Source organism: Monashia sp. HAY1-2A (genome assembly GCF_056755315.1).
This window is the reverse complement of the sequence record NZ_JBNDHY010000455.1, coordinates 1-265: the sequence shown is the minus strand read 5'-3', so window position 1 is coordinate 265 and position 265 is coordinate 1. Positions and strand designations below refer to the sequence as shown.

The window sequence follows — 265 nt, the reverse complement described above, 5'->3', positions numbered from 1 at the left end:
AATCATCAGATGCTCGTGTTGTTACTGTTTCAAGTGTAGCAAATCGTGCAGGAGCAATCAATTTTGATGACGTTCAGTCAAAATCTTCATATAATCCGATGAAATCATACAGCCAGGCAAAACTTGCAAACCTAATGTTTGCTCTAGAACTTCAGCGGCAAAGTGAAAAGCACGGTTGGGGCATTAAGAGTATGGCTTCTCATCCAGGTGTTTCCAGAACAAATCTGCTTATAACCGGTGCAGGGCGATGGAGCGGTCCAGGAAT

Annotated in this window: 1 pseudogene; it reads left to right on the top strand. The window is 43.4% G+C overall.

Annotated elements, in window-relative coordinates:
* Positions 1-265: pseudogene (locus ACPYOM_RS22685) on the top strand (short chain dehydrogenase); the annotation flags it as partial.